We start from the raw sequence: 18,918 nt of genomic DNA, 5'->3' as shown, positions 1-18,918 counted from the left end.
TCAGCGATCGACCGAGCCCTGGAGGCAGCACCGTGATCGTAGTGACCGGAGCGACCGGCAACGTAGGCCGCGCCCTCGTCGACCGACTCCTCGCCGCGGGACATTCCGTCCGGGCCCTGACCCGGGACCCGCGGCGGGCCGCCCTGCCCGAGCGGGCCGAGGTGGCGCGGTTCCGCCCGGAGGACCCCGCCGCCCTGTTCACCGGGGCCACGAAACTCTTCCTGTACGCCCAGGCCGTCACCGCCCCGCTGCTGGCGGCGGCCCGCGAACACGGCGTGCGCCACGCCGTCCTGCTCTCCAGCGGCCTCGTCCGGGAGGGCGCCGACGCGACCCACCCCATCCACGTCCTGCACGCCACCGCCGAGCGGCACATCCGCGACAGCGGGCTCGCCTGGACCTTCCTGCGGCCCAACGCCTTCGCCACCAACGCGCTCCAGTACGCCCCGCAGATCCGCGCGGGCGGCGACACCGTCCGCGGCGTCTACGCCGACGGACTGTCCGCGCCCATCCACGAGGACGACATCGCCGCCGTGGCCGAGCGCGTCCTGCTCGACGACGGCCACGAGGGCGCCGCGCACCGGCTGACCGGACCCGCGGCCATCAGCAACGCCGGCCAGGTCGCCGCCATCGGCGACGCACTCGGCAGGAAGCTGACGTTCGCGGAGGTCGACCCGGCCGAGGCCGGCCCGGAGCTGTTCCCGTTCGTGCCGCCGCAGATGCTCGGCCGGCTGCTGGAGACGTTCGCGGAGACCGTCGGCGTGCCCCCGGAGATCACCGGCACCGTGGAAGAGATCACCGGCACCCCGGCCCGCGCCTTCGACCGCTGGGCCCACGACCACGCCGGGGACTTCCGGGCCTGACCGGCCGGCCCCCACCGTCCCTCCCGGCACGGCAGTACACACTTTCGGGTTCCGTTCGCCGGGCTTGCGGGACACAGGGCTCTCCTCCGGTACAAGCTGGCACTCCACCCACACGCCATGTGCCCGGGCCCGGCGGGCCCGCCCCGCGTTCCCGCGCCCCGGAGGAGAGCCCATGACCGCCGAAGCGGCCCTGAGCACACCGCCGCTCGCCTCCGGCCCCGGCGGCCCCGAGGCCCTGCGACCCCTCCTCGCCACCGTGCTCGACGCGCTCGCCGCCGGCGCCGCCGAGCGCGGCGGCCCGCTGCCCGCCGGCGGCCCGCGAGCCGTCACCGCACGCGTCGACGCCGCCCTCGGCGACCCCCTGCCGGACACCGGCGACCCGGGCGCCCTGCACACCCTCGTCCGCGCCCTCGCCGCGGGCGCCGCCGACCCCGCCGACCCGCTGTGCGCCGCCCACCTGCACTGCCCGCCGCTCGCCGTCGCCACCGCCGCCGACCTCGCCGCCAGCGCCCTCAACCCCTCCCTGGACTCCTGGGACCAGGCCCCGGCCGCCTCCGCCCTGGAAGCCGCGGTCACCCGCGCCCTCGCCCGCACCGCCGGCCTCGCCGACGCCCTCGTCACCACCGGCGGCACCGAGTCCAACCAACTCGCCCTGCTGCTCGCCCGCGAGGCCCACGGCAGCGGCGTCCGCCTCGTCTGCTGCGCCGGCGCCCACCACTCGCTGCCCCGCGCCGCCTGGCTGCTCGGCCTGCCCGCCCCGGTCGTCCTCCCGGCCCCCCGCGGCACCCTGGACCCGGCCGCCCTCGCCGAAACCCTCACCACGCTCCCCGGCCCCCTGCTGGTCGCCGCCACCGCCGGCACCACCGACGCCGGCCTCGTCGACCCCCTGCCCGAGATCGCCGCCCTGTGCGCCGCCCACGGCGCCCGCCTGCACATCGACGCGGCCTACGGCGGCGGCCTGCTCTTCAGCGACCGGCACCGCCACCTCCTCACCGGACTCGACGCCGCCCATACCGTCACCCTCGACCTGCACAAACTCGGCTGGCAACCGGCCGCCGCCGGCCTCCTCGCCGTCGCCCGCCCCGACGAACTGACCACCCTCCACCAGCGCGCGGACTACCTGAACGCCGCCGACGACACCGAGGCCGGCCTCCCCGACCTGCTCGGCCGCTCCCCACGCACCACCCGCCGCCCCGACATCCTGAAGATCGCCGTCACCCTGCGGACACTGGGCCGCGCCGGCCTCGGCGCCCTGACCGACCAGGTCTGCTCCCACGCCCGCGAACTCGCCGCCCTGATCGACCGGCACCCCGGCTTCGAGCTGTACGACCACCCCGTCATCAGCACCGTCCTGTTCCGCCCCGCCGGAGCCGACGACGACACCGTGGCCGCCGTCCGCCGCGGACTCCTGCACGAGGGCCGGGCCGTGCTCGGCCGGGCCCGGCTCGCCGGCCGGCTCTGGCTCAAGGCCACCGTCCTCAACCCCCGAACCCGGCCGGACGACCTGGCCCGCCTGCTCGCACTCGTCGAAGGAAGCACCCCCGGATGACCCACCCCCCACGCCACGAGCCGACCTCCCCACGCGACCTCGTCGGCATCGGCATCGGCCCCTGCAACCTCTCCCTGGCCGCCCTCGCCCACCCGCTCGCCGAACTCGACGCCGTCTTCTACGAACAACGCCCCGGCTTCGCCTGGCACCCCGGGCTGCTCATCGAGGGCGCCACCCTCCAGGTGCCGTTCCTCGCCGACCTCGTCACCCTCGCCGACCCCACCAGCCCCTGGAGCTTCCTCAGCTACCTCAGGCAGCACGAACGCCTCTTCCCCTTCTACTTCGCCGAGCACTTCCACATCCAGCGCGCCGAGTACGACGCCTACTGCCGCTGGGCCGCCCGGCAACTGCCCGGCCTGCGCTTCCGCCACCAGGTCGACGCCGTCCGCTGGGACCCCGAACGGGACGTGTTCGAGGTCGACTTCACCCAGCTCGGCGCCGACGGCGAGACCGAGGCCCTGGGCCGCACCCACACCCGCAACATCGTCCTCGGCGTCGGCACCGCCCCCTACGTACCCGACGCCCTCCAGCCCCTGGTCGACGCGCCCGGCGTACCCGTCCTGCACGCCGCCGACTACCTCGACCACCGCGACACCGTCCTCGCCGCCGGACACGTCACCGTCGTCGGCTCCGGACAGTCCGGCGCCGAGGTCTTCCTCGACCTGCTGCGGCACCGCCCGGCCGGCCGGGAAGGACTGCACTGGATCGGCCGTACCGAGGCGTTCGCCCCCATGGAGTACTCCAAACTCGGCCTGGAACACTTCACCCCCGACTACACCCGCTACTTCCACGCACTCGCCGAACCCGTCCGCGACCGCCTCGTCGCCGCCCAGTGGCAGCTGTACAAGGGCATCGACGCCGGCACCCTCGCCGCCATCCACGACGAGCTGTACCGGCGCACCCTGGACGGCGGCTGGCCCGACGCCGTCCTCACCCCCGGCGTCCGCGTCCGCACCGCCGGCCGGATCGCCGCCACCAGGATCGAACTGCACCTGGAACACCTCCAGCAGGGCAGCCGCACCCGGCTCGCCACCGACGCCGTCGTCCTCGCCACCGGCTACCGCCAACGCCCCCTCGGCCGCCTCCTCGCCGGACTCGACCCCTACATCCGCCGCGACAGCGGCGAGCGCCCCCGCGTGGACGAGGAGTTCCGCCTCGTCCTGGACCCCTCGGTCACCGGCTCGGTCTACGTCCAGAACGCCGAACTGCACACCCACGGCGTCGGCGCCCCCGACCTCGGCCTCGCCGCCTGGCGCAGCGCCACCATCCTCAACTCCCTCACCGGAAAGGAGACCTACCCACTGCCCTCCCGGACCGCCTTCACCTCCTTCGGTCTCGAGGACCCCGCGGACCGGGTGCCACAGGCCCGGCAGCCCGCGCGGCTCACCCCGCTCGTCGACGGACCGTGACCGGCCGGAACAAGCCACCCCGCAACGCTGTCGGGGCCGGCCACGACCACCACCCGGACCGCCGCCCACCGCGGCCCCGTCCTCCGCCCCGACGAGCCCTTCCACGTCCTCGAACCACGCGGCACGGTCTACGAGGGCTACGACACCGAAGCAGGCCAGGCCGTACGACGCGAGGTCAACGCCTGGCTGCGCGGCGACACCCACCCCTTCCACGCCGTGGCGGACGTCGCCGCCGCCGTCACCGACCCGGCCGCAGCCGAGCGCATCCGCCCGGAGTTCGACAGCGGCGACGGCCTGCACGTCAACGACGCCGGCGCCAAGGCCGTCGCCGACGCCGTCGACCTGTCCCTGCTGGAACCGTAGACAGCGCGGCGCCTAGAACACCGGCGTGCCGCCGCGCACCAGCCTCCAGTCCACCGACGCGAAGTCCTTCGGGTCCAGCACCCCCTTCGCGGTCACCCACTCCGCGATCCGGGTGCGGATCTCCGTCGACTCCGACCACAGCTCCTTGGCCGTGGCGACATGCGGGAAGGCACCGCCGCCGTTGGCCCGGTAGTTGTTCACCGCGAGCACGAACCGCTGGGCGTCGTCCAGCGCGGCCCCCTGGAAGGTCAGATTCCTGATCCGCGAGCCGGCCGGCTGGGCGATGTCGATGTCGTACGACAGACCGGACACGTAGTCGTAGTTGTAGTCCGGCCGCCCGCCGGCGTTGGTCAGCTTCTCCACGTCGACCGCGGCACCGGGGGCCGTCTGGACGTAGTACTCCGCCGAGTACTCCAGGTACGCGCGGACCTGGGCACCCGTCAGCAACTTGGCGACCAGCGTGTTGTCGTAGACGTACAGGCTCGACAGGTCCCGGATCGTCACCTCGCCGGCCGGGATCTGAGAGGTCCGGGAGAACGGCGAGGCCTGGGCGAGCACCGGCAGCGACGCGTACTCCGTGCCCGCCAGCGCCGCCTTGACCACGTCCTCCTGGACCTTGGTGATCAGGTCGATGATCGGGGCGTCCCGGTAGCGGGCCTCGACCGTCGTCAGCGTCTCGGTCGCCCGGCCGACGACCTGGTTGACGTACGCGACGACCTTCTTGTGCTGGTCGGCGAGCAGCCGGGTGATCTCCGGGTCGTCGGCCACGGTGCCGGAGTCGCGCAGGGACGCGGAGACCGACTCGACCTCCCAGCGGCCCTTGCGGAACACCAGCTCGATGTCGAAGAGGGTGAGCCGCTCGGCGTAGCACAGCGGCTCGGACAGGACGACGGTCCTGCCGGTCTTCTCGTTGACGACCCTCAGCTCCGGGATCTCCACGTGCGCGTGACCCACCAGGATCGCGTCGATCCCCGGCACCTTCCGGGCCACCTCGGCCGCCGCGTTCTCCAGGTACGGCACCTGGTCCCCGTACGAGGAGGTGCCCGAGGTACCCGAGTGCGCCGAGACCACGACCACGTCGGCACCCATGGACCGCAGCTTCGGCACCCACTTGGCGGCCTGCTCCTCCAGCCCCGGGAACGCCAGCCTGCCCTGGACATAGGCCTTGTCCCAGATCGCGATGCCCGGGTTGGTCAGGCCGAGGACGGCGACCTTGACCGGCTTGGCGCCGGGCACGTGGAAGGTCTTCATGAAGTACGGCGGGAAGGCCGGCCGCAGCGTCTTCGCGTCCACCGCGTTGGCGCCGAGCAGCGGGAAGTCCAGCTGGTCCTCGAACTTCCGCAGTGTCTCGATGCCGTAGTTGAACTCGTGGTTGCCGAGGGCCGCCGCGTCGTACCCGATCGCGTTCATCGCCCGCGCCATCGGGTGCACCGGGCCGCCCTTGGCGGTGATCGGGTCGACCTTGGCGTAGTAATAGGTCAGCGGGGTGCCCTGGATCGTGTCGCCGGCGTCCAGCAGCAGGGTGTTGCGGCGGCCCTTCTCCTCGCGCACCTGGTTCACCAGGGTGGCGACCCGGGCGAGGCCCATCGCGTTGCCCGCCTTGTCGGAGTACTCCGCGTCCTTGAAGTAGTCCCAGTTGAAGACGTGACCGTGCAGGTCGGTGGTGCCCATGACGGTCAGCGAGTGCCGCTTCAGGGGGTGCCCGGGACGCCCGGGACCGCGCTCCTGCGCCGCCTCGGCCGCCGGGGCCGCCGCCGCGGCGACCGCCACTCCCGCTCCGGTGACGGCGGACTTCTTCAGGAACTTGCGGCGGTTCAACGGCATGTCTCGGTCTCCTCGGCGATGTGGACAACGCGCGTAGATTCTGACCTGAGCATGACTTACGGCAACAGGGCCGGAAGGTTGCGATCTGGTGACCTGTCCACCGGGCACGCTCATCGGAGCGGCTTCCCGCACAGTTAAACCCTTGTCAAAAACCCTTCGCCCAAAGTCCGTTGAGTAGTCATACGCCGCCAATTCCCTACCCACCGGTAAGCCCTAGGCTCGACTCATGCGCCGAGCGAAGATCGTCTGTACATTGGGGCCCGCCACCGACTCGTACGACCAGATCAAGGCACTGGTCGAGGCCGGAATGGACGTCGCCCGGTTCAACCTCAGCCACGGCACGCACGCCGAGCACGAGGAGCGCTACCGGCGGGTGCGCAAGGCGGCCGACGAAACCGGCCGCAGCGTCGGCATCCTCGCCGACCTTCAGGGCCCGAAGATCCGGCTCGGCCGCTTCGCCGAGGGACCGGTACTCCTTGAACGCGGCGACACCTTCACCATCACCGTCGAGGACGGCGTCGAAGGCGACCGCCACCGGTGCGGCACCACCTACGCCGGTCTCGCCGCCGACGTCACCCCCGGCGAACGCGTCCTCGTCGACGACGGCAAGGTCTGCCTGGAGGTCACCGAGGTCGACGGCCCCCGCGTCCACACCCGGGTGGTCGAGGGCGGCGTCGTCTCCGACCACAAGGGACTGAACCTCCCCGGCGTGGCCGTCTCCGTCCCCGCCCTGTCCGAGAAGGACGAGGACGACCTGCGCTGGGCGCTGCGCACCGGCTTCGACGTGGTCGCCCTCTCCTTCGTCCGCAGCGGCGACGACGCCCGCGACGTCCACCGGATCATGACCGAGGAAGGCCGCCGCCTCCCGGTCATCGCCAAGATCGAGAAACCGCAGGCCGTACGGAACCTCGACGGCATCGTGGCCGCCTTCGACGGACTGATGGTCGCGCGCGGCGACCTCGGCGTGGAAATGCCGCTGGAGCAGGTGCCGATCGTCCAGAAGCACGCCATCACCCTCGCCCGGCGCAACGCCAAACCCGTCATCGTCGCCACCCAGATGCTGGACTCGATGATCGAGAACTCCCGGCCCACCCGCGCCGAGGCCTCCGACGTGGCCAACGCGGTCCTGGACGGCACGGACGCGGTGATGCTCTCCGGGGAGACCAGCGTCGGCAAATACCCGGTCGCGACCGTGCGCACCATGGCGAAGATCGTCACGGCCGCGGAAGAGGACATGCTGGCCAAGGGGCTGCCGCCGCTGACCGAGCGGAGCAAGCCGCGCACCCAGGGCGGCGCGGTCGCCAGGGCCGCCGCCGACATGGGCGACTTCCTCGGCGCGAAGTTCCTGGTCGCGTTCACCCAGTCCGGGGACACCGCCCGCCGGCTCTCCCGCTACCGCTCGCCCATCCCGCTGCTCGCCTTCACCCCCGAGCCGGCCACCCGCTCCCAGCTCAGCCTCACCTGGGGCACCGAGACCTTCCTCGGCCCGCACGTGGACTCCACGGACGCCATGGTCGACCAGGTCGACGAGCTGCTGCTGAAGTACGGCCGCTGCCGGAAGGGCGACGTCGTCGTCATCACCGCGGGCTCCCCGCCCGGCGTCTCCGGCTCGACCAACATGGTCCGAGTCCACCACATCGGCGAGGACGACAGCCCGAAGTGACACCCGGGGCCCCTGGTCAGTGCTTGGGGCCTACGTGGGTGTCCATGAGGGCTACGGAGGCCTTGCGGGCGATGGAGACGCCGAACGGGTCGTTGCCACGGGCCAGAACGGTCCACTCGACGCCGACCAGGTCCAGGGCGTCCGTGAAGAGCCTCCTGATGTCGTCCGACTTGTTGGAGAAGAAGTAGCGCGGATACTCGTACCGCTTGCGCTCCCCGGCGACCGTGCGGGTGGTCCAGTTGGTGACACGGCAGCCGTCGGAGTGGATGAGGCCGCGGACGAACTCCCAAGGGTGGACGCCGATGACGGCCTGCTGCCAGGGTTCGAGATGGATGGGGCGCTCGTGCTTCTTGCCCGCGCCGTGCTGAGGGAAAAGGCAGTACAGGTGCTGCGAGTAGACCTTCACGTTGTGGCAGCCCTTCTTCCGGACACGGCAGACCGAGTTTCCGGGAAACACGGCACGCATGGCGCGCTCGCACGCGTCCATGAGGCCGGCCCATGCGTCCGAACAAGTGATCATGAGGTTGGGTGTTCGGTGCCCGGAGTAATGGCTGACGTGGCCGTCGCCGAGATAGAGGCCCAGCAAGTAGCTGTAGGCCGCTTCGTCGAGCGGGCGGCCGTCGCAGCGCGGGCAAAGGGGACGGTGCCGTCCCGGACACTCTCCGCGCCGGGCCCGGTCGAGATGCTTCCAGTAGCTGATCGTTCCCTCGGGTACGTTCAGCCTCCGCGCCACATCCGTGTTCTTCGCGCCGGCTCGAAGGAGCTCCAGGGCCTTGTGTCGCACGTCAGTGCCATGGAGGTGCATACGGACACTCTGAGTGAGTGATCCTGTCGGCGCGCAGCGAAAAGCGGAGAATCACGCGAACGTGAGTCTCCGCTTCGATGGGTGCCGGGTGCGGGATTCGAACCCGCAAGCCCTTTCAGGCAGAGGTGTTTGAGACCTCCGTGTATGCCGTTCCACCAACCCGGCAGGCACTGCGGAGAGTGTACCGGGTCATCGTACGCCGTTGCTGCTAGGTAGGCTCTTGAGAAGCAGTACCTGCCTGCCCTGGACCAAGGAGCCTCAGTGACCGCCCCCGAGTCGCCCCAGCCCGTAGACGTGACCGACGACGACAAGTCGCACGTGCCTCCGCTGACGACCCGTGTCGTCATCGCCGAGGACGAGGCCCTGATCCGGCTCGATCTCAAAGAGATGCTGGAGGAGGAGGGGTACACCGTCGTCGGCGAGGCCGGAGACGGTGAGCAGGCCGTCGAGCTGGCCCGCGAGCACAAGCCCGACCTGGTCATCCTGGACGTGAAGATGCCCAAGCTCGACGGCATCTCCGCGGCCGAGAAGATCGCCGAGGAGTCCCTCGCGCCCGTCCTGATGCTCACCGCCTTCTCCCAGCGCGACCTCGTCGAGCGCGCCCGGGACGCCGGTGCCATGGCCTACCTGGTCAAGCCCTTCAGCAAGAGCGACGTCGTCCCTGCCATCGAGATGGCCGTCTCGCGGTTCGCGGAGCTGAAGCAGCTGGAGCAGGAGGTCGCCGACCTCAGCCAGCGGCTGGAGACCCGCAAGCTGGTCGACCGGGCGAAGTCCATCCTGCAGACCGAGTACGGCCTGACCGAGCCGGCCGCGTTCCGCTGGATCCAGAAGACCTCCATGGACCGCCGCATGTCGATGCAGCAGGTCGCCGAGGCGGTCATCGCGGACAACGAGGAGAAGAAGGCGGCCAAGAAGGGCTGAGCGCCCCCGGTACGGCACGGCCCGCGTCCCCGGGGAAGGGGGCGCGGGCCTCGTCCTGTCCGGACGGCTCGGTCCTCGCCCGGGTACGCCTCGCGTACCGACGCGTCGTGCAGAGGGCACCGGACCGGACGATGGCGGGCGGCGCTTGCCGGCGGGGAGGGCCCGGGGTCAGCTCGTGGCCGGGTGGGCGGAGGGCTCGCCGTCCGCGCGGGCGTCCCGGAGCAGGCAGGTCAGGCGGGCGGTGCAGACCCGGCGGCCCTGCTCGTCGCTGATCACGATCTCGTACGTCGCCGTCGACCGGCCCCGGTGCACCGGCGTCGCCACGCCCGTCACCAGGCCCGAGCGGACCCCGCGGTGATGGGTGCAGTTCAGGTCCACACCGACCGCGATCTTCGAGACGCCCCCGTGCAGCATGGAGCCCACCGAGCCGAGCGTCTCCGCCAGCACCGCGGAGGCGCCGCCGTGCAGCAGGCCGTACGGCTGGGTGTTGCCCTCCACCGGCATGGTCCCGACCACCCTGTCCGCCGAGGCCTCCAGGATCTGCACGCCCATGCGCGTGCCGAGGTGGCCGGCCGAGAACAGGGCGGGCAGGTCCACGCCGAGCGCGGCGTACTCGTCGACGACCTGCTGTGGGAACTTCACTTGCTGCTGCTCACCCATGGGCCCGGCTCCGTCCGTCGTCCGCCACTCTGCTCGCTGAGCAAACGCTCACTCGGCCGCCGATTGTTCCAGACGGCCGGCCGCGTCCTCCGTGTGGGCTTCGAGGCGGACGACGACGGACTTGCTGGCCGGGGTGTTGCTGGTGTCGGCGGTCGCGTCCAGCGGCACCAGGACGTTCGTCTCGGGGTAGTACGCCGCCGCACACCCCCGGGCCGTCGGATACGGCACCACCCGGAAGCCGGGCGCCCGCCGCTCCACCCCGTCCTGCCACTCGCTGACCAGGTCGACGTACGCCCCCTCGGCGAATCCGAGCGCCCGCGCGTCCTCGGGGTGCACCAGCACCACCCGGCGGCCGCCCTTGATGCCGCGGTAACGGTCGTCCAGGCCGTAGATCGTGGTGTTGTACTGGTCGTGCGAGCGCAGGGTCTGCAGCAGCAGCCGGCCCTCGGGCAGTGCCGGGTACTCCACCGGCGCGGCCGTGAAGTTGGCCTTGCCCGTGGCGGTCGGGAAGCGGCGTTCGTCGCGCGGGGCGTGCGGCAGCGCGAAGCCGCCGGGCCGGGCCACGCGCGCGTTGAAGTCCTCGAAGCCGGGGATCACGCGCGCGATGCGGTCCCGGATCGCGCCGTAGTCGTCGGCGAACTCCTCCCACGGCACGACACTGCGTGCGCCCAGCACCCGGCGCGCCAGGCCGCAGACGATGGCCGGCTCGGACCTCAGGTGCGGGCTCGCGGGGGCCAGGCGCCCGCGTGAGGCGTGCACCATGCCCATGGAGTCCTCGACCGTCACGAACTGCTCGCCGCCGGCCCGTACGTCGCGCTCGGTCCGGCCCAGGGTGGGCAGGATCAGTGCCCGGGCGCCCGTGACCACGTGCGAGCGGTTCAGCTTGGTCGACACGTGCACGGTCAGCCGTGCCCGGCGCATCGCCGCCTCGGTGACCTCGGTGTCGGGGGAGGCGGACACGAAGTTGCCGCCCATGGCGAAGAAGACCTTCGCCGCGCCGTCGCGCAGCGCGCGGATGGCCCGGACGACGTCGAGGCCGTGCTCGCGCGGCGGCGCGAACCCGAACTCCTTCTCCAGGGCGTCCAGGAAGGCCGGGGCGGGCCGCTCGAAGATGCCCATGGTGCGGTCGCCCTGGACGTTGCTGTGTCCGCGCACCGGGCACACGCCCGCGCCCGGGCGGCCGATGTTGCCGCGCAGCAGCAGGAAGTTGACCACTTCGCGGATGGTGGGGACCGAGTGCTTGTGCTGGGTGAGGCCCATGGCCCAGCACACGATCGTCCGCTTCGAGGCCAGGACCATGCCGAGGGCCCGCTCGATCTCCGTGCGGGTGAGGCCGGTCGCGGCCAGTGTCTCGTCCCAGTCGGCGGCACGCGCGGCGCTCGCGAACTCCTCGAAGCCGTGGGTGTGCTCGCGGACGAACTCGTCGTCGACCGCGCCCTTCGTCTGGAGGATCAGCTTGTTCAGGAGCCGGAAGAGGGCCTGGTCGCCGCCGATGCGGATCTGGAGGAAGAGGTCGGTGAGGGCGGCGCCGCGGAGCATGCCCTGCGGGGTCTGCGGGTTCTTGAAGCGCTCCAGGCCCGCCTCGGGCAGCGGATTGACGCTGATGATCCTCGCGCCGTTCGCCTTGGCCTTCTCCAGCGCGGAGAGCATGCGGGGGTGGTTCGTGCCCGGGTTCTGGCCCGCCACGATGATCAGGTCGGCCTGGTACAGGTCCTCCAGCAGGACGCTGCCCTTGCCGATCCCGATGGTCTCGCCGAGCGCCGACCCGGACGACTCGTGGCACATGTTCGAGCAGTCCGGCAGGTTGTTGGTGCCCAGCTCGCGCGCGAAGAGCTGGTACAGGAACGCGGCCTCGTTGCTGGTGCGGCCCGAGGTGTAGAAGACGGCCTCGTCCGGGGAGCCGAGGGCGGTGATCTCCTCGGCGATGATGTCGAAGGCCCGCTCCCAGGAGACGGGTTCGTAGTGCGTGCCGCCCTCGGGGAGGTACACGGGGTGGGTGAGCCGGCCCTGCTGGCCGAGCCAGTAGCCGCTGCGGCCGGACAGGTCGGCGACGGAGTGGGCGGCGAAGAACTCCGGGGTGACCCGGCGCAGCGTGGCCTCCTCGGCGACCGCCTTGGCGCCGTTCTCGCAGAATTCGGCCGCGTGCCGGTGGTCCGGCTCCGGCCAGGCGCAGCCCGGGCAGTCGAAGCCGTCCTTCTGGTTCACGCGCAGCAGCGTGAGCGCGGTGCGCTTCACGCCCATCTGCCGCTGGGCGACGCGCAGCGTGTGCCGGATGGCCGGCAGCCCCGCCGCCGCGTGCTTCGGCTCCGCGACCTGCGGCGCGTCCTGGACCGGATCACCCTTCGGCGGCTTCGTCGCCATCGCGCGCTCCCCTTCGACTGCGTGTGAGAAGTACCGCCGACGATCCTCCCACGGGGGGCTGACACCGGTACCGGCCGGGCGTACGAAGGCGGTGCCCCTCGCTCGCACCCGTACGCGTCCTGCACCACCCTTTACCGACGGTCGGCGTCCGGTTGACCGTTCTTGCGTGCCGGGGGCGGCTGCCGGCGCTCGTCTCCTGTGTGCCGGTGGTGGCCGCTCGCTCGCGTCGTCCCGGTGCGGCGGGGGCCGGCGGCTCGTCCCTGGGGGGCCGGGGGAGAGTGGCCCTTCGCGCCCCTGCGGGCCGGGGGCGGTGACCGGCTGCTCGGCTGTCCTTCCGGGGTGGTGACCGCTGATCGTGTCCTGGGTGCCGGGGGCGGTTGGCGATGCTCGCCCTCCTGCGTGCCGGGGTGGTGACCGGTCGCGTGGTTCGTCCCGGTCGGGCGGTAGCCGGCCGCTTGTCCTTCGGACGCCGGGAGGGGCGTGGCGAACGGCCCCGCGCCCCCTGTGCGCCGGGGCGGCGACCGGCCGCTCGGCTCGTCCTGCCGTAGCGGTGACCGGCCGCTCGGCCCCTCCCCGCCCGGACGGCCGCCGGCCGCTCACCACCCCGGCACCGCTGGCCCCGGGCCCATCCCGGCTCCCGCCGCCGGCTCCGGTCCCGTGCCGCCCAGCCCATCGCGGCTGCACCGGTCCCAGCCGATGCCGGCACCGCTGGCCTCGGCCCACCCCGGCTCCGCCGGTCCCGGCATACCCCCGCTCCGCCGCCGGCTCCGGTCCGGTACCGCCCGGCCCATCCCGGCACGGCCGGTCCCAGCCGATGCCGGCTCCGCCGGTCCCGGCCCACCCCGGCGCACCCCGACACCGGTCCGGCGCGGCCTGGCACCGCCCCCGTACACCCCGGCGCCGTCCCGTTCACCGTGTCCGTGCTCACACCCGCCGCGGGCGGGCGGTCCGGGTTGTCGGTGGCTCGTGGCAGGATCGGTGGCGTGGCAGAGACAGCACCGAAGCAGACCGACAAGACCCCCGGCGGCACCCGTCCCCGGCTGATGCTCATGGACGGGCACTCGCTGGCCTACCGCGCGTTCTTCGCGCTGCCCGCGGAGAACTTCACGACCGCGACCGGCCAGCCGACGAACGCGATCTACGGCTTCGCGTCGATGCTGGCCAACACCCTGCGTGACGAGGCGCCCACGCACTTCGCGGCGGCCTTCGACGTCTCCCGCAAGACCTGGCGCTCCGAGCGCTTCACCGAGTACAAGGCGAACCGCTCCAAGACCCCGGACGAGTTCAAGGGCCAGGTCGAGCTGATCGGCGAGCTGCTCGACGCGATGCACGCCCCGCGCTTCGCCGTCGAGGGGTTCGAGGCGGACGACATCATCGCCACCCTCGCCACGCAGGCCGAGGCCGAGGGCTTCGAGGTGCTGATCGTCACCGGCGACCGCGACTCCTTCCAGCTGGTCACCGAGAACATCACCGTGCTCTACCCCACGAAGGGCGTCTCGGAGCTGACCCGGTTCACCCCGGAGAAGGTTTTCGAGAAGTACGGCTTGACGCCCGCCCAGTACCCGGACTTCGCAGCCCTGCGCGGCGACCCGTCCGACAACCTCCCCGGCATCCCCGGTGTCGGCGAGAAGACCGCCGCGAAGTGGATCAACCAGTTCGGCTCGTTCGCCGAGCTGGTGGAGCGCGTCGACGAGGTCAAGGGCAAGGCGGGCCAGAACCTCCGGGACCACCTGGAGTCCGTCAAGCTCAACCGCGTCCTCACCGAGCTGGAGCGGCAGGTCGAGCTGCCCAGGACGGTCGCCGACCTGGAGCGGGCGCCGTACGACCGCAAGGCCGTGTCGATGGTCCTGGACACCCTGGAGATCCGCAACCCGTCCCTGCGCGAGCGCCTCTTCGCCGTCGACCCCGGCACGGAGGAGACCGAGACGGCCCCGGTCACCGCCGACGGCGTCGAGATCGACGGCACGATCCTGCGCACCGGCGAGCTGGCCTCCTGGCTCGCCGAGCACGGCGCCGGGCCGCTGGGCGTCGCCACCGTCGGCACCTGGGCGCTGGGCACCGGCTCGGTCGCCGAGGTCGCGCTCGCCGCGGCCGGGGGAGCGGCGGCCTGGTTCGACCCGTCGGAGCTGGACGAGGCCGACGAGAACGCGTTCGCCGCCTGGCTGGCCGACGCCGGCCGGCCCAAGGTGCTCCACGACGCCAAGGGCGCCATGCGGGTCTTCGCCGAGCACGGCTGGCGCGTCGAGGGCGTCGGCATGGACACCGCGCTCGCCGCGTACCTGGTCAAGCCGGGCCGCCGCTCCTTCGACCTGGACGCGCTGTCCCTGGAGTACCTGCACCGCGAGCTGGCCCCCGCCGCAGCGGCCGACGGCCAGCTGGCCTTCGGCGCCGACGAGGGCGCCGAGGCGGAGGCGCTGATGATCCAGGCCCGCGCGGTGCTGGACCTGGGCGAGGCGTTCGAGGAGCGGCTGGCCGAGGTCGGCGCGGCGGACCTGCTCCGGGACGTGGAGCTGCCCACCTCCGTGCTGCTCGCCCGCATGGAGCGGCACGGCATCGCGGCCGACCGGGCGCACCTGGAGGCCATGGAGCAGATGTTCGCGGGCGCGGTGCAGCAGGCCGTGAAGGAGGCGCACGCGGCGGCCGGCCACGAGTTCAACCTGGGCTCGCCCAAGCAGCTGCAGGAGGTCCTCTTCGGGGAGCTGGCGCTGCCGAAGACGAAGAAGACCAAGACCGGCTACACCACCGACGCCGACGCGCTGGCCTGGCTCGCCGCCCAGACCGACAACGAACTGCCGGTGATCATGCTCCGCCACCGCGAGCAGGCGAAGCTCCGGGTGACCGTCGAGGGCCTGATCAAGACGATCGCGGGCGACGGCCGTATCCACACGACGTTCAACCAGACGGTGGCCGCGACCGGACGCCTGTCGTCCACGGACCCGAACCTGCAGAACATCCCCGTGCGCACCGACGAGGGCCGGGCGATCCGCCGGGGCTTCGTGGTCGGCGAGGGCTTCGAGTCGCTGATGACCGCGGACTACAGCCAGATCGAGCTGCGCGTGATGGCCCATCTGTCCGAGGACGAGGGCCTGATCCGGGCGTTCACCTCGGGCGAGGACCTGCACACCACGGCCGCGTCCCAGGTGTTCGGGGTCGAGCCGGGGGCGGTGGACGCGGAGATGCGCCGCAAGATCAAGGCGATGTCGTACGGCCTGGCCTACGGCCTGTCCGCGTTCGGCCTGTCCCAGCAGCTGAACATCGACGCGGGTGAGGCCCGCGCCCTGATGGACGCCTACTTCGAACGCTTCGGCGGGGTGCGGGACTATCTGCGCCGGGCGGTCGACGAGGCCCGGGCCACCGGCTACACGGCGACGCTGTTCGGCCGCCGCCGCTACCTGCCCGATCTCAACAGCGACAACCGCCAGCGCCGCGAGGCGGCCGAGCGCATGGCCCTCAACGCGCCCATCCAGGGCACGGCGGCGGACATCGTGAAGATCGCCATGCTGAGGGTGGACGAGGCGCTGCGGGCGGCGGACCTGAGGTCCCGCATGCTCCTGCAGGTCCACGACGAAATCGTGCTGGAGATCGCCCCCGGCGAACGAGCGGCCGTGGAGGAGCTCGTCCGCCGCGAGATGGCGAACGCCGTCCACCTGAGGGCGCCCCTGGACGTCTCGGTCGGCGTCGGCCCGGACTGGGAATCGGCGGCGCACTGACCCACGGCAGGCGGCGGAGAACCGGCCCACGACCGGAGCGCCACGCTCCGGTCCGGGCGCCCTCTCCGCCGCCGCGCCCGCCCGCACGTGTTGCCGAAGAGCCACGGCGTTGCGGAGCAACGCCCCGGCAACACGCCGGCCGTCGGGTCCCCGACCGGCCAGGATCACGGCACGAGCGGTGGGAAGCCTCGTGCAACGGACGGTCTTCGCTGCCCCGCTTCCGGATCCCGGGCCGCAACACCCTCGCCTTCATCCATTCTGGTCCCACCGTCCGCGATCGGCCGGACGGGCGCCAAGTGCCGTCGTACGTCGGCGGGTTGGATGAATGGAGCACACGGTGGACCGTCCTCTGCTGTCCTTGAGATCGGCCTTGGTCTTTCTGCTCGCCCTGCTCACCGGCGCGGCGGCCGGCGGACTGACGGTCGTCGCCGGGGAAGGCACGGCGCGCGGCCTGCTCGCCGGTCTTGCCTGCGCCGGCGTGGCCGTGCCGTTCTTCGACCGCCTCATCGCCGCCGAGGACGGTGCCGTCCGGCCGGCGGTCCCCGTGGCCGCCGGCACGGCCGAGGGGGAGAGCGATGGGTGAGCTGCGGCCTCTGGGGGACGACCTCAACGAGGCGTCCCGGGCCCTGGCCGAGGCGTTGCGCGAGCTGTTCGAGAGCCTTGACGTGTCCGTCCGCCGGTACGCGGCCCGGCGCCGGATCGACCCGGGCACGGTCTCGCGCTACCTGAACGGCACCCGGCTGCCGCCCTGGCAGGTGATCAGCGACCTCTTCGCGGATGTCGCCGAGCACCGGGGGACCGCGGTCACCACCGAGGCCATCGAGCTGGTCCGGGGCCTGTACGGATCGGCCGTGGACGCCGCCTCGTCGCCCAGGCACGCGGTGGAGATCCTGGAGCGGCAGCTGGCCGACGCCGACCACGTCTCCCGGCGGTCCAGCGTCTGCGGCGACGTCCTGGGCGACGCGCTGCTGGACCGGACCCAGCGCATCGCCGACCTGGAGACCCGGCTCAACCAGCTGGAGGCCGACCGCATCGCGGAGCGGAGGCGGGCGGACGAGTTCGCGAAGGCGCATCCGGATGTCCACGGCCTGATCCAGGAACGCGACACGCTCCGAAGGGAAGTCGAGCGCCTCGGCGCGGCCCTGTGGGAGGCCCAGGTCCAGCGTGCGGCGGCGGAGGACCGCTGCTCGCTGCTCGAACGCCAGCTGGACGCCGTCGAGCAGGCCACGGAGGCCGTGCTGCCGGCGGGACGGCAGGGCATGCCCAAGATCCTCGTCGTGGACGACCAGCCGGACAACCTGCTGGCGATGACGGCGGTCCTGGCGACGCTCGAGCAGGAACTCGTCACCGTCTCCTCCGGCCGGGAGGCGCTCAAGGCCCTGCTCGACCACGACGACTTCGCCGTCATCATCATGGACGTGCAGATGCCCGAAATGGACGGCTACGAGACGTGCGCCCACATCAAACGCCGCCGCAGGACCCGGGACGTGCCCATCATCTTCCTGACCGCGATGGGCACCGGATCCGAACACTCCGCCCGCGGCTACGCGGCCGGCGCCGTCGACTACATCAGCAAGCCCTTCGACCCATGGGCCCTGCGGGCCAAGGTCGCCGTGTTCACCTCCATCCACCTGGAGCGACACGGCCGGTAGGCCCCGGCCGGGCACACCACCCGGGGCGGCCGGAAAGGCCACGGCCCCGCACCGGGGTGACGGCGACCGCCGCCCGGCCCCGTCCCGGGGGAGGAGGGGCCGCCGGTGCGCATCCGGCGAAACCCCCGAAGGGCCCCGTCACTCTCGTGGCCCCTGTCAGAACGCCCCCCACCGCCCGTAGCCGCAACACTGCGGGCATGGGTATACGCATGCTCCACCGCCGGACGCCCGAGGCAGCCGCCGGGGCCTGGGCGGGTGCCGCCTCGGCGCAGGCCGTGCCCGCCGCGCCGGTCCCGGCCCTCGCGGGCGGCGCAAGCACCGCCCGCATCCCGGCCGACCCGGCCACGACCGTCCGCGGCGTCACCAGGCGCGTCGGCCGCGGGCTCGCCGCCCGCCCGGCCCGAGTCCCCGACTGGCGCCAGTGGGCCGACCTGGCCCGCGGCTATCTCGCCCTCGCCCTCACCCTGGTCCCGAGAGCGCGCCCCCGGCGCGAACTCACGGTCTTCGTGGCGTCCCTCACCGAGCGTCCGGCCGCCCGCCGCCCGCACCGACCCCCGCACCGTGATCCCCGTGGTCCCCGTGACCCGTGTGATCCCCGGGACCGGCGGCCGGACGCCGGAGCCTGACCCCCACGGAGTACACCAGCAGCCCCAGCACCACCCCGGCGCCCGCCCCGAAGCACAGGGTGGGCGCCAGCTCCCACGGCCGCGGGCCCGTACCGCCCCGCTCCCGCCACAGCGCCGTCCGCCGCACCGCCCCCGCCGTCGCGCAGCCGCCGATCACCGCGAACGCCCACCACCGGTCCCGTACGGACAGCGCCGGCACCCCCGCCGGCGCCCCACCGGGCACCCGCCGCAGTGCCCGGACCACGAACACCACGATCAGCACGGCACCCGCCGCCGACGACCCGTACTGCAGCCAGGTGTACAGCGGTACGCCCGCCGGGCCCTCCCGCCCGACCGCCGGGAGCAGCCGCGTACCCCACCGGTCGTGATGGGTGAACGCGTCCCACACCACATGGGTCAGCGCGCCGAGCACCGCGGAGCCGTACCACCGGGCCACCGGCGCGGCCCGCACGCGTACGCGTGGCGCCCCGCGGCGCAGCAGGGCGGCCGGCCGCCCTGCTGCGCCGCGGGGCGCC

The 18,918-nt window shown here is 72.7% G+C and carries 13 protein-coding genes, 1 tRNA gene and 1 pseudogene; 9 read left to right on the top strand and 6 right to left on the bottom strand.

The features are described 5' to 3' along the window. Positions 1-41: 41 nt before the first annotated feature. The 4 genes from ACZ4W9_RS10350 to ACZ4W9_RS10335 all read left to right on the top strand — a co-directional run bounded on the left by ACZ4W9_RS10350 (position 42) and on the right by ACZ4W9_RS10335 (position 4,181). Positions 42-860, top strand: coding sequence for an NAD(P)H-binding protein (locus ACZ4W9_RS10350; protein WP_467934573.1), 819 nt, complete (start codon positions 42-44; stop codon positions 858-860). A gap of 172 nt (positions 861-1,032) precedes the next feature. Next, a complete protein-coding gene (locus ACZ4W9_RS10345) occupies positions 1,033-2,409 on the top strand; it encodes a pyridoxal phosphate-dependent decarboxylase family protein (protein ID WP_467934572.1) in 1,377 nt (458 codons plus the stop codon). Next, positions 2,406-3,818, top strand: a complete 1,413-nt coding sequence (locus tag ACZ4W9_RS10340) for a lysine N(6)-hydroxylase/L-ornithine N(5)-oxygenase family protein (RefSeq protein WP_467934570.1) — start codon at positions 2,406-2,408, stop codon at positions 3,816-3,818. Before ACZ4W9_RS10345 ends, ACZ4W9_RS10340 begins: the two co-directional genes overlap by 4 nt. A gap of 216 nt (positions 3,819-4,034) precedes the next feature. Next, positions 4,035-4,181 carry a hypothetical protein gene (locus ACZ4W9_RS10335; protein WP_467934569.1) on the top strand — a complete coding sequence of 49 codons (147 nt, stop codon included), beginning with the start codon at positions 4,035-4,037 and terminating at the stop codon, positions 4,179-4,181. 12 nt (positions 4,182-4,193) lie between these two features. On the opposite strand, the gene ACZ4W9_RS10330 is transcribed toward ACZ4W9_RS10335, so the two are convergent. Beyond that, positions 4,194-6,005: a bifunctional metallophosphatase/5'-nucleotidase gene (locus ACZ4W9_RS10330; RefSeq protein WP_467934568.1), complete on the bottom strand. Its 1,812-nt coding sequence runs from the start codon at positions 6,003-6,005 to the stop codon at positions 4,194-4,196. 226 nt (positions 6,006-6,231) lie between these two features. On the opposite strand from ACZ4W9_RS10330, the gene pyk reads away from it, so the two are divergent. Beyond that, positions 6,232-7,668, top strand: a complete 1,437-nt coding sequence (gene pyk, locus ACZ4W9_RS10325) for a pyruvate kinase (RefSeq protein WP_467934567.1) — start codon at positions 6,232-6,234, stop codon at positions 7,666-7,668. 16 nt (positions 7,669-7,684) lie between these two features. Here the strand turns inward: pyk and ACZ4W9_RS10320 are convergent, their stop codons facing one another. Together ACZ4W9_RS10320 and ACZ4W9_RS10315 are read right to left on the bottom strand one after the other, a co-directional pair. Beyond that, positions 7,685-8,473, bottom strand: coding sequence for a helix-turn-helix domain-containing protein (locus tag ACZ4W9_RS10320; RefSeq protein ID WP_467934565.1), 789 nt, complete (start codon positions 8,471-8,473; stop codon positions 7,685-7,687). An 82-nt stretch (positions 8,474-8,555) separates the two neighbouring features. After that, positions 8,556-8,638 (bottom strand) — tRNA-Leu (locus ACZ4W9_RS10315). 96 nt (positions 8,639-8,734) lie between these two features. Between ACZ4W9_RS10315 and ACZ4W9_RS10310 the strand changes: the two genes are divergently transcribed. Next, entirely contained in the window at positions 8,735-9,394 is a 660-nt protein-coding gene (locus tag ACZ4W9_RS10310; RefSeq protein ID WP_467934564.1) for an ANTAR domain-containing response regulator, read from the top strand. Positions 9,395-9,562: 168 nt separating this feature from the next. Here ACZ4W9_RS10310 and ACZ4W9_RS10305 read toward each other — a convergent pair whose 3' ends face one another. Continuing rightward, on the bottom strand, positions 9,563-10,054 hold the full coding sequence (locus ACZ4W9_RS10305) for a hotdog fold thioesterase (RefSeq protein WP_467934563.1): 492 nt from the start codon (positions 10,052-10,054) through the stop codon (positions 9,563-9,565). Positions 10,055-10,102: 48 nt separating this feature from the next. After that, positions 10,103-12,415 (bottom strand): FdhF/YdeP family oxidoreductase, encoded by a 2,313-nt coding sequence (locus ACZ4W9_RS10300; RefSeq protein WP_467934561.1) that lies wholly within the window; start codon positions 12,413-12,415, stop codon positions 10,103-10,105. Between the two features lie 983 nt (positions 12,416-13,398). Here ACZ4W9_RS10300 and polA point away from each other — a divergent pair. The 3 genes from polA to ACZ4W9_RS10285 all read left to right on the top strand — a co-directional run bounded on the left by polA (position 13,399) and on the right by ACZ4W9_RS10285 (position 17,777). Further along, a complete protein-coding gene (polA, locus tag ACZ4W9_RS10295) occupies positions 13,399-16,125 on the top strand; it encodes a DNA polymerase I (protein WP_467934560.1) in 2,727 nt (908 codons plus the stop codon). A 337-nt stretch (positions 16,126-16,462) separates the two neighbouring features. Then, positions 16,463-16,708 (top strand): hypothetical protein, encoded by a 246-nt coding sequence (locus tag ACZ4W9_RS10290; protein ID WP_467934559.1) that lies wholly within the window; start codon positions 16,463-16,465, stop codon positions 16,706-16,708. Beyond that, positions 16,701-17,777, top strand: coding sequence for a response regulator (locus tag ACZ4W9_RS10285; RefSeq protein ID WP_467934557.1), 1,077 nt, complete (start codon positions 16,701-16,703; stop codon positions 17,775-17,777). The genes ACZ4W9_RS10290 and ACZ4W9_RS10285 overlap by 8 nt, the downstream gene beginning before the upstream one ends. Positions 17,778-18,293: 516 nt before the next feature. On the opposite strand, the pseudogene ACZ4W9_RS10280 reads toward ACZ4W9_RS10285, so the two are convergent. Next, positions 18,294-18,918 (bottom strand): annotated as a pseudogene (locus ACZ4W9_RS10280) (DUF4184 family protein); the annotation flags it as partial.

The organism is Streptomyces sp. NPDC029296 (genome assembly GCF_055569255.1).
Note: the sequence above shows the minus strand (reverse complement) of the source record. Positions and strands in the feature narration are given on the sequence as shown.

Excerpts from the sequence above, each read along its gene's own strand:
- ACZ4W9_RS10345 (WP_467934572.1), top strand. The coding sequence starts at position 1,033 with ATGACCGCCGAAGCGGCCCTGAGCACACCGCCGCTCGCCTCCGGCCCC.
- ACZ4W9_RS10340 (WP_467934570.1), top strand. The coding sequence starts at position 2,406 with ATGACCCACCCCCCACGCCACGAGCCGACCTCCCCACGCGACCTCGTC.
- ACZ4W9_RS10330 (WP_467934568.1), bottom strand. The coding sequence starts at position 6,005 with ATGCCGTTGAACCGCCGCAAGTTCCTGAAGAAGTCCGCCGTCACCGGA.
- pyk (WP_467934567.1), top strand. The coding sequence starts at position 6,232 with ATGCGCCGAGCGAAGATCGTCTGTACATTGGGGCCCGCCACCGACTCG.
- ACZ4W9_RS10320 (WP_467934565.1), bottom strand. The coding sequence starts at position 8,473 with ATGCACCTCCATGGCACTGACGTGCGACACAAGGCCCTGGAGCTCCTT.
- ACZ4W9_RS10305 (WP_467934563.1), bottom strand. The coding sequence starts at position 10,054 with ATGGGTGAGCAGCAGCAAGTGAAGTTCCCACAGCAGGTCGTCGACGAG.
- ACZ4W9_RS10300 (WP_467934561.1), bottom strand. The coding sequence starts at position 12,415 with ATGGCGACGAAGCCGCCGAAGGGTGATCCGGTCCAGGACGCGCCGCAG.
- ACZ4W9_RS10285 (WP_467934557.1), top strand. The coding sequence starts at position 16,701 with ATGGGTGAGCTGCGGCCTCTGGGGGACGACCTCAACGAGGCGTCCCGG.